This is a genomic window from Micromonospora sp. NPDC050795, from assembly GCF_044456785.1.
In the GTDB taxonomy this organism is placed as follows: domain Bacteria; phylum Actinomycetota; class Actinomycetes; order Mycobacteriales; family Micromonosporaceae; genus Micromonospora.
Genome location: NZ_JBITGE010000013.1, coordinates 172,772 through 179,734, shown reverse-complemented (window position 1 = coordinate 179,734; position 6,963 = coordinate 172,772). Strand labels below are relative to the sequence as shown.

General features: G+C 72.5%; 3 protein-coding genes. 1 reads left to right on the top strand and 2 read right to left on the bottom strand.

Annotated features, from left to right (window positions below; all coding sequences use genetic code 11):
- The first annotated feature begins 811 nt into the window (after positions 1-811).
- Complete coding sequence (locus tag ACIBEF_RS14510) at positions 812-4,414, top strand: ATP-binding cassette domain-containing protein (RefSeq protein ID WP_396793811.1); 3,603 nt, start codon at positions 812-814, stop codon at positions 4,412-4,414.
- Positions 4,415-4,464: 50 nt separating this feature from the next.
- Here ACIBEF_RS14510 and ACIBEF_RS14505 read toward each other — a convergent pair whose 3' ends face one another.
- Together ACIBEF_RS14505 and ACIBEF_RS14500 are read right to left on the bottom strand one after the other, a co-directional pair.
- Positions 4,465-5,529 (bottom strand): NADH:flavin oxidoreductase/NADH oxidase, encoded by a 1,065-nt coding sequence (locus ACIBEF_RS14505; RefSeq protein ID WP_396793810.1) that lies wholly within the window; start codon positions 5,527-5,529, stop codon positions 4,465-4,467.
- A gap of 69 nt (positions 5,530-5,598) precedes the next feature.
- Complete coding sequence (locus tag ACIBEF_RS14500) at positions 5,599-6,891, bottom strand: dicarboxylate/amino acid:cation symporter (RefSeq protein WP_396793819.1); 1,293 nt, start codon at positions 6,889-6,891, stop codon at positions 5,599-5,601.
- Positions 6,892-6,963 lie beyond the last annotated feature (72 nt).

Sequence of the window (6,963 nt, the reverse complement as noted above, 5' to 3'; positions counted from 1 at the left end):
CGGCGAACGCGAGACCAGCAACAGACAGCATGCTCTTACGGAAGATCGTGTTCATGGGGGTAGCTCCTTCGGGGGTAGAACACCCGCACCACCAAAGGGGGGCGGTGGTGAGGGTGTGAGCACCTCGTCCGGCGCTGCACTTCACAAAGGGGGGAAAGTCTTGGGGTGACGCCCTGGTTCGGCGTCGGGGTCGGCGGCCTGCCGAGCGGGGGGCTCGTGGCGCCGGGTCTGTGTGTAACGACCGGGGGGCCGGGGTCATTCCGGGGTTGGCCCATCCATCGCGCACCCTCGTCGTGGCGGTGCCAGCGGTCGTGGGGGTTGTAACGACCAGGCGCGGGCCGGCATTCCAACCTGCGGGACCTGCGTCCCAACCCCGTGCGGGTCGGGCGGCGGGTCGGTGGTACTGCGATCGTCAGGGTGTGTAACGACCCCGGCCCGGCCATGATTCCGGCCCACGAGTGCCCCCGACCACACCCCAGATCGCCCAGAAGCCGACAAAACCTCCATGGGGCGTGTGGCTCACGGCAGCAAACCTCCGACACCGGGCGTGATCCACTCGCGTTCATGAAAGTCGCGCAGTCCCGGACGCCCGGACACCGCGACATCACAGAACCAGAGTCGATCTAGACCTCTGAGGCTGTCCCCGACCGCCCACAAGTTCTCAAATCGGTCAAACGCTCACGGAGAGGCCCTGTTCTGGTCGCTGGCGGAAGCGACGGAAGCCCAGCTCAGAGGCGGGTAAATCGGTTGAGATGACGGGGTGCTGCCGGCAGGCTGAGGTCTCCGCCACCCACGTCCCGGAGGACTTTCCATGCGCCTGCTCCGTGATCTGTGGGGTACGTCGACCCGTCGTGTGACGATCGTGGCCGTCCTGATCGTGCTGGGTGCCGCGGGGCAGGCGGGCGCGTCGGCGCTGGCCGGCGCGGTGCTGGTGCACCGTTCGGCTGGTTTCTTCGCCGTGCTGGCCGTGGCCCTGGTCGCTGTGGTCCTCAGCGACCTCGCGGTGAGTCTGCTGATGGCCGGTCTGACCGCCGACTGGTCCGCCGACGTGCGTCGCCGGCTGTGTCGCGTCGCTCTCGGGCAGGACCTGCCCACCCTGGAGACCACTCCGGTCGGCGAGTTGCTGGACCGCATCGACGGGGACGTCTACCAGGTGGCGTCGGCAATTCGTAACCAGGGCACCCGTCTCGCCCAGGGCCTCTGCGTCGGTCTGTTGTCGATGGTCGTGGCGCTGTTCGTGTGGTGGCCGGCGGGGATCGCGATGCTGCTGCTCACCGTGGTGCTCGCGGTCGGCCTGCGCCGGCCCACGGCGCGGATCGGCCCGGCCCGGATGGCCGAGGAGGAGGCGTGGTCCGACCTGGCGGCCGTGATGGAGGAGGCGGTGCACGGCCAGGACGACGTACGCACCAGTCTGGCGCGGCCGTACGTGCTGCGGTTGTACGCCCGGCGGGCCTCCGCCGTGCTCTCCCGTGGCCTGGTGGTCTGGGTGCTGTCCGCCCGGGTGGCGACGGTGGCGACCGCGACGATCCGGGCGGGCATCGGCGCGGTGGTGCTCGGCGGTGCCTGGGCGTTGGCCAGCGGCCGGATCGACGCGGCCCGGCTCACCGCCATCTGGCTGCTGGCCCTGGCTTTCGGGGCGACAGCGGAACACGTCAGCCGGATGGTGCCGGAGATCCAGGAGGCGCTCGGCGCGTGGGCGCGGGTGCAGTTGCTCTCCAGGGCTCGGCAGGAACCGGTCGGCGGGGCCAGCCCGAGCGAGGGTGACCTGCGCATCCGCGACCTGACTTTCGGGTACGGGGAGAGTGCCCGGGGTGCCGCGCTGCGCGGGCTCAGCCTCACCTTCGCGCGCGGTCGCTCGTACGCGCTGATCGGGCGGACCGGCTCGGGCAAGTCGACGCTGGCGAAGGTGCTCACCCGGGCGGTCGACGTGCCGCCGGGCACTGTCTTCCTCGGCGGCACCGACCTGTGCGACCTCGACGTCGAGCAACTGCGCCGCTGGGTGGCGTTGGTGCCGCAGCGCACCGAGATCCTGGCCGGCACTCTCGCCGAGAACGTGGCGCTCTTCGACAGGGAGTTGCTCGACGCGGCGGCTCGGGCGCTGGACGAGCTGGGCCTGGCGAGCTGGATCGCCGAGCTTCCGGACGGGTTGGCGACCCGGCTGGGGGAGGGCGGGCACGTGCTCTCCGCCGGTCAGGAACAGTTGGTGGCGTTCGCCCGGATCCTGGTCCGGGAGCCGCACGTGGTGATCCTCGACGAGGCCACCGCGCGGCTGGACCCGGTCACCGAGGCGCGGGTGCAGCGGGCCACCGAACGACTGCTGCGCGACCGGATCGGCATCGTCATCGCGCACCGGCTCTCCTCGGTGCGCCGCTGTGACGAGGTGGTCGTCCTGGCCGACGGCGCGGTGGTCGAGGCCGGTCCGTTGGAGACGTCGACGCGCTTCGCGGAACTGTTGGCGACCAGCCACGCGGCCGCGTACGCGACGGTGGCGCCGGCCGGTCGTACCGGCGTCGGCACCGACCTGCTGGTCGGCCCCGGCCCGGACGCGTGGCCGAGCGAGCCGGCGCCGGCCCGGGGCGAACCGGTCGCGGCGAACGAGCAGGGCGTCGCCTGGCCGACCGAGCCGGCGTCGAGCCGGGCCGAGCCGGATGAGCAGGCCACACGGGAGACAACCCCGGACAGCACGCGGGACGCGGCCGGGCCGACGCGGGCCGATCCTCCGCCGCTGCCGCCGGTGCCGCCGGCCCGGACGCTGCGGGAGATCTTCCGACTGTGCACGAACGATCCCCGGTACGGGGCGGCGGCGGTCGTGCTGTTCCTCGGGCTCAGCCTGCTCGGGCTGGACGGCCCGGTGCTGCCCTGGCTCTGGGCGGACCTGGTCGACGGGACCGGTAACCCGTACCTGCCGGCGGTGGGGATCGTCGCCGGGTTGCTGGTCACCCTGCCGCTGCCGTTCTACACCCATGTCTGGTTCCCGCAGTGGTGGGTGCGGCAGATGCTGCGGATCGGCCTTCGGCTGGTGCACGGCCAGACCGGGCCGCGCCGGGTCAGCTCACACACCCCCGCCGAGGTGGTGGCGCAGGGTGGGGACACCGAACGGGTGGTCCAACTCGCCGACAACGTGTTGGACCAGACCGTCGCGCTGGTGCTCGTGGTCGCGATGACGGCGGTCACCGGCAGCGTCGTACCCGGGCTGTTCTTCCTCGGCACGATGGTCGTCTCCGGGCTGGCCGCGACGTTGTTCGGGCCGAAGCTGGAGCGTGCGGCCCGGGCGACGGTGGCGGCGCGGGCCTCCTTCGCCACGGCGCTGGTCTCCGCGCTCTCCGCGGCGCGGACGGTGAAGCTCGCCGGCGCGACCACTGCGGTGCTGCGTCACCTGGCCGGCCTGGACGTGCTGCGCAGCGACCGGCAGCGGCGGGAGATCTCGGTGCAGGTGTGGGCACGCTCCACACCGTCGATGGCCAGTGGGTTGTTGCCGATCGGAGCCTGGGCGCTCTACCTGGACGGGGCGCTCTCCGCCGGGGCCGTGCTGGTGGCCGTCTCCACCCTGGGCGCGGCCCGCTGGTTCGCCTGGACGACGGCGTCGTTGATCTCGCAGCTGCCCTCGGCGCGGGTCTGGACCCGACGCACCGTGGCGATGACCGGGGTGAGCACGTACTCCGCGGGGGTGCCGGAGGTCGACCTGACGGCAGGGACGGCGCCCGCGCCGACCATGCCACCCCGGCATCCGCTGCGCCGGCTGGAGCTGCGGGGCTTCGGGGTGGTGCACTCCGACGGCACGGTGGCCGTCCGGGACGTGGACCTGACCGTGCAGCGGGGGCAGTTGGTGCTGGTCGTAGGGCCGGTCGGGTCGGGTAAGTCCTCGTTGCTGCGCGGTCTGGCCGGGATCGTGCACCACACCGGTGAGCTGGCCTGGAACGGTGACCCGGTCACCGAGCCGGAGCTGTTCCTGCGCCCCAACCAGGTCGGCTACGTCGGTCAGTTGCCCCGGGTGCTGTCCGGCACGGTGGCCGACAACATCGCCCTCGGGCACCAGGTGGACGCGGCGGGGGCGGTCAGCACCGCCCAGCTCGACCATGACCTGGCCGCCGCCGGTGGTGGGTTGGGCCTGCTCATCGGGCACAAGGGCACCCGGCTGTCCGGCGGGCAGTTGCAGCGGTTGGCGCTGGCCCGTGCGCTGGCCCCGCGTACCGAACTGCTTGTCGCCGACGACGTGTCGTCGGCGCTGGACGTCACCACCGAGCTGGCGTTGTGGCAGGCGTTGCGCGGCCACGGGGTGACGGTCGTCGGCTCGACGGCGAAGCGCGCCGCGTTGGTCCGGGCCGACCACGTGGTGGTGTTGCTCGGCGGCACGGTGGCCGCCCAGGGCACCTGGCAGGACCTGGAGGGCGACTGGTCACACCTGGCGGGTTGAGTGCCGACGGTCGGGCGGATGCTGGGTGAGCAGCCGCCCGACCGGAAGGATCAGGCGCGGGCGTACTGGGCGGGGCCGGAGTACGCGACGCCGAGCTTCGCGGCGGCCCGGCGCGGCCAGTACGGGTCGCGCAGCAACTCCCGACCCAGCAGCACCAGGTCGGCCTCGCCGCTGGCGACGATCTGCTCGGCATGCTCGGGCTCCACGATCAGGCCCACCGCGCCGGTCGGCACGCCGGCCTCGCGGCGGATCTGGGCGGCCAGCGGCACCTGGTAACCCGGGCCGAGCGGGATGCGCTGGTCCGTGCTCACCCCACCGGAGGACGCGTCGACCAGGTCGACGCCGACGCCGGCCAGCTCACCGGCGAGCACCACGCTGTCCTCGATCGTCCAGCCGCCCTCGACCCAGTCGGTGGCGGAGATCCGGGTCAGCACCGGCACGTCCTCGCCGACCGCGGCGCGCACCGCGCGGGCCACCTCCAGGGTGAGCCGCATCCGGGCCGCGCGGTCGCCGCCGTACGCGTCGGTGCGGCGGTTGGTCAGCGGCGAGAGGAACTCGTTGAGCAGGTAGCCGTGGGCGGCGTGGATCTCCACGGCGGCGAAGCCGGCGTCCAGGGCGCGTACGGCTCCGGCCGCGAACGCGTCGACCACGCCGGCGATGCCGGCCTCGTCGAGGCTGGTCGGCGTCCGGTAGTCGGCGGTGAACGGCTCCGAGCCGGGGGCGACGGGCGTCCAGCCGCCCTCGGCGTCCGGCACGCCACCGCGCTCGGGCGCCCAGGGCCGGTAGGTGGATGCCTTGAAGCCGGCGTGCGCGAGCTGCACGGCCGGCACCGCGCCGTGGGCGGCGACGAACGCGGTCACCGGTCGCCAGGCGTCGACGTGCGCATCGGACCAGAGGCCGGTGTCCTGTGGGCTGATCCGGCCCTCGGGGAGTACGGCGGTCGCCTCGGTCAGCACCAGGCCGGCCCCGCCGACCGCGCGGCTGCCGAGGTGGATCAGGTGCCAGTCGGTGGGCAGGCCGTCGGGGCCGGCGGAGTACTGGCACATCGGTGCCATGGCGATCCGGTTGGGCACTGTGACCCCGCGCAGGGCCAGGGGAGTGAACAGGGAACTCATGGGGTCATCCTCTCCGACACGGTGACGGGCCCCCGGGGAGAGGGGCCCGTCGCCGTACTGGTGAATCGGTCAGGCAGGAACGGGGGTGAGCTCGGGCCGGGTGTCGGCGACCGGCTCCGGGTCGGTCAGGTCACGCCGGCCGGCGGACTCGTACGCGGCGCGGTCGAGAGTGCCCTCGCGGGCGGCGACCACTGTCGGCACCAGCGCCTGCCCCGCGACGTTGGTGGCGGTGCGGATCATGTCCAGGATCGGGTCGATGGCCAGCAGCAGACCGGCGCCGGCCAGCGGCAGGCCCAGCGTGCTGAGGGTCAGGGTGAGCATCACGATCGCGCCGGTCAGGCCGGCGGTGGCCGCCGAGCCGACCACCGAGACGAAGGCGATCAGCAGGTAGTCGCCGATGCCGAGGTGCACGCCGAACACCTGCGCCACGAAGATCGCGGCGAGGGCCGGGTAAATGGCGGCGCAACCGTCCATCTTCGTGGTCGCGCCGAAGGGCACCGCGAACGAGGCGTACTCGCGGGGGACGCCGAGGCGCTCGACGGAGCGCTGGGTCACCGGCATGGTGCCGACCGAGGAGCGGGACACGAAGGCCAGCTCGATCGCCGGCCAGGCGCCGGCGAAGAAGCGCAGCGGGTTGAGGCGGCCGGCGAGGATCAGCACCAGCGGGTAGACCACGAACAGCACGATGGCGCAGCCGACGTAGACGGCCGTGGTGAACTTCGCCAGGGGAGCCAGCAGGTCCCAGCCGTACGAGGCGACGGCGTTGCCGATCAGGCCGAGGGTGCCGATCGGGGCGAGTCGGATGACCCACCAGAGCGCCTTCTGGACGATCTCCAGCAGGGAGCGGTTCAGCGCCACGAACGGCTCGGCGGCCTCGCCGACCAGCAGCGCCGCGGCACCGATGACGACGGCGAGGAAGACGATCTGGAGGACGTTGCCTTCGACGAACGCGCCGACCGGGTTGGTCGGCACGATGCCGGTGAGGAAGTCGGTCCACGAGCCGGTCTTCTTCGGCGCGGCCGCGCCACCCAGGTCGAGGGTCACGCCCCTGCCCGGGTTGGTGAGCAGGCCGAGGCCGATGCCGATGCTCACCGCGATCAGCGCGGTGATGCCGAACCATATGAGGGTCTTCAGGGCGAGCCGGGCGGCGTTGGCGACGCCGCGCAGGCTGACCACGCTGACCACGATGGCGGTGAAGACCAGCGGCGGCACGGCCAGCTTGAGCAGTTGGACGAAGAGGCTGCCGACGGTGTGCAGGGTGCTGGTCAGCCAGCTCAGGTCGTTGGTGCGGGCCAGGAAGCCCAGCGCGACGCCGAGTACGAGGCCGAGCAGGATCTGCACGGAGAAGGGAATTTTGCGCAGGCTGAAGGGCATGAAGATGTATCCAATTGTCCGGTCCGATCGGGGTGGGCGTAGAAAACGCGGCTAGCCCGG